Origin of the sequence: Streptomyces ureilyticus (assembly GCF_011045025.1) — a bacterium.
In the GTDB taxonomy this organism is placed as follows: Bacteria; Actinomycetota; Actinomycetes; order Streptomycetales; family Streptomycetaceae; genus Streptomyces; species Streptomyces ureilyticus.
Genome location: NZ_JAAKZX010000433.1, coordinates 1 through 2,151, shown reverse-complemented (window position 1 = coordinate 2,151; position 2,151 = coordinate 1). Strand labels below are relative to the sequence as shown.

The following is a 2,151-nucleotide window of genomic DNA, read 5'->3' as shown; positions in this document are numbered from 1 at the left end:
GGCAAGTGTTCGGCCCTCGTGGACGACGTCGGCAAGGCACTTCCCCTCGCGTGTCGGGACCAGTCGTGGCACCGGAAGGTCGGGAACGGTGGACGCCAGATGCTGGAGGAGTGAGTTCTGCCAGAGGACGTCGGCTGAGTCCGGCTGCGCGCGGGTGACCCGTACGAAGTAGCGCATGCCGTCATCGCCGGTGATCCGGACGTTCTGGTCGACCTCCCCTCCCAGTGGGTGCTGGACATATCCCTCGAGTCCGAAGGACTGCCGCAGCACGTGATCGAGGAGCGAGCTCGGCAGTTGGCCGGTGTGACCGGGGAGGGTCGTTCCGTCCCGGCCGGTGGTGGTCGCTGAGGTCATCGGTGCGTTCTCTCTCGTCGTCAGGTCGCTCATCACTCACCGTTGGCCTTCACGGGCTGCGCAGATCTCGACCACGTCGACGACTGACAGGGGAGCGCTCATCAAGACCGCTCATCAGCTCACACGGCGGCGGTCATGACGTACCAGGTGACGTTCCGGTCAAGGTGACGGACTGGGGATCAGGTGATGCGTCAGTGAAACACCGCGGAGAATCCGGCAACAAGGGACGCGAGGCCGCGACATCGACCCTGTATTTTGTGCCTGTGCACAATTACTGTCAGGGAGCCCCACCGGCAGGTCAGCGGGAGAGGCGGTCCTCGTGAGCGGCCCTGGACGCCGTCAGGGTGGGGCCCGCCATGACGCCGTGCAGGCGATCGCGCGCCGGCTCCTCGAGGAACGACTCGACGAACTGACCTCTCGTGCTCTCGAACAGCTGGAAGCCGAGGAGGCCGCCTACGCGTCGGAGGACTGGGACCCGGTCCAGAAACGGGAGGGGATGCGACGAACCCTCGAACTCGCCCTGACCCGGCTGGCCGGCGGTCCCGTGCCCCGGACGGTCTCGCGCGCCACCGAGGACGTGGGGCGCGAGCGAGCGGAGCAGGCGTTTCCCCTGACCGCTCTGATGCACTCCTTCCAGCTGGACCTCAGGACCCTGTGGGAGGCCGTGCTCGCGGAGGGGCGAGCACGTGGCATCAGCGCCGATCCCGACTTCCTCGACGGGTTGATCCGCGTCTGGGAGGCGACGGACGCCAACAGCGTCGAGGTCGTCGACGCCTACCGCCGCACCGAGCGCGACCTGGCGAGCCGTCGTACGGAGGTGCGCAACCGCGCCTTCAGTCGCCTCGTCCTGGAAGGGGAGCAGGATCCCTCCACGGTCGCCGAGGCCTCGACGTTGCTGGGCCTCGCCGAGCACGTCGCCCTGACCGTGGTCGTGGTCGAATCCGTTCCCACCGGGGACCCGGCTCTGTCCCAGGTCGACGATGCGCTGCGTCGGGGCGGCCTGCTGCGTCACTTCGGATGGATGGGCGACGAGCTCCTCGGCATCATCCGTCACGGACGGTGCGATGAAGAGGCCATGCTTGCCATGCTCCGGCCGTTCGCCCCGTGGCGCTGCGGCGTCGCGGAAGTCCCCGGGCTGGCGCTGACGGCACGGGGCATCCGGTTCGCACGTGCCGCGATCCGCAGCTCCGCACGGCCCGGAGTGCGGCATGTGGAGGGCCACTGGGTCGGGGCGATCATGTCGGCGCAGGAGGAGCTCACGGGTGCGATGGCCACCGGCGTGCTGCGCCCACTCCTCGCGCTCCGCGACCGCGACAGCATCGTCGAGACCCTGCGCTGGTACCTCGACCTGGGCTCGGTCGCTGAGGTGGCCGCACGCACCTACCGTCACCGGAACACGGTGGGCAATCGCCTGCAGGCCGCGGAAGAGGCGACCGGGCTGAAGCTGTCCCGACCGAACGACGCCGCCCGGCTGGTCCTCGCCCTGGCTTGGCTGGAGACGGACGCGGGCGCCCGCTTCCGGGCGACGGTGTCCTGATCCACCGATTGCCGGTCACGCCGCCGGGCAGCAGAGACTCATTCGGTTCGGGCAAGAACTGCACCGGTCCCTGACGGAAATTGTGCACAGGCACAAAATACGCGGTCGATCTCGCGGCCTCACGTCCCTTGTTGCCGGACTCTCCACGGTGCTTCACTGACGCATCACCTCGGGCCGGAGAGGGGCTCATCGCACTCGGAGCAGTAATGGTCCGGGGGCTCGTCCTCCAGCGGCGGCCCCTCACCCCCACGCCCCCACGC

1 protein-coding gene and 1 pseudogene are annotated in these 2,151 nt (G+C 68.8%); one reads left to right on the top strand and one right to left on the bottom strand.

From position 1 onward, the window contains the following. Positions 1-354 (bottom strand): annotated as a pseudogene (locus tag G6048_RS47890) (aminotransferase class III-fold pyridoxal phosphate-dependent enzyme); the annotation flags it as partial. A 319-nt stretch (positions 355-673) separates the two neighbouring features. Here G6048_RS47890 and G6048_RS51705 point away from each other — a divergent pair. Next, positions 674-1,891: a helix-turn-helix domain-containing protein gene (locus G6048_RS51705; RefSeq protein WP_165345868.1), complete on the top strand. Its 1,218-nt coding sequence runs from the start codon at positions 674-676 to the stop codon at positions 1,889-1,891. The last annotated feature ends 260 nt before the right edge of the window (positions 1,892-2,151 follow it).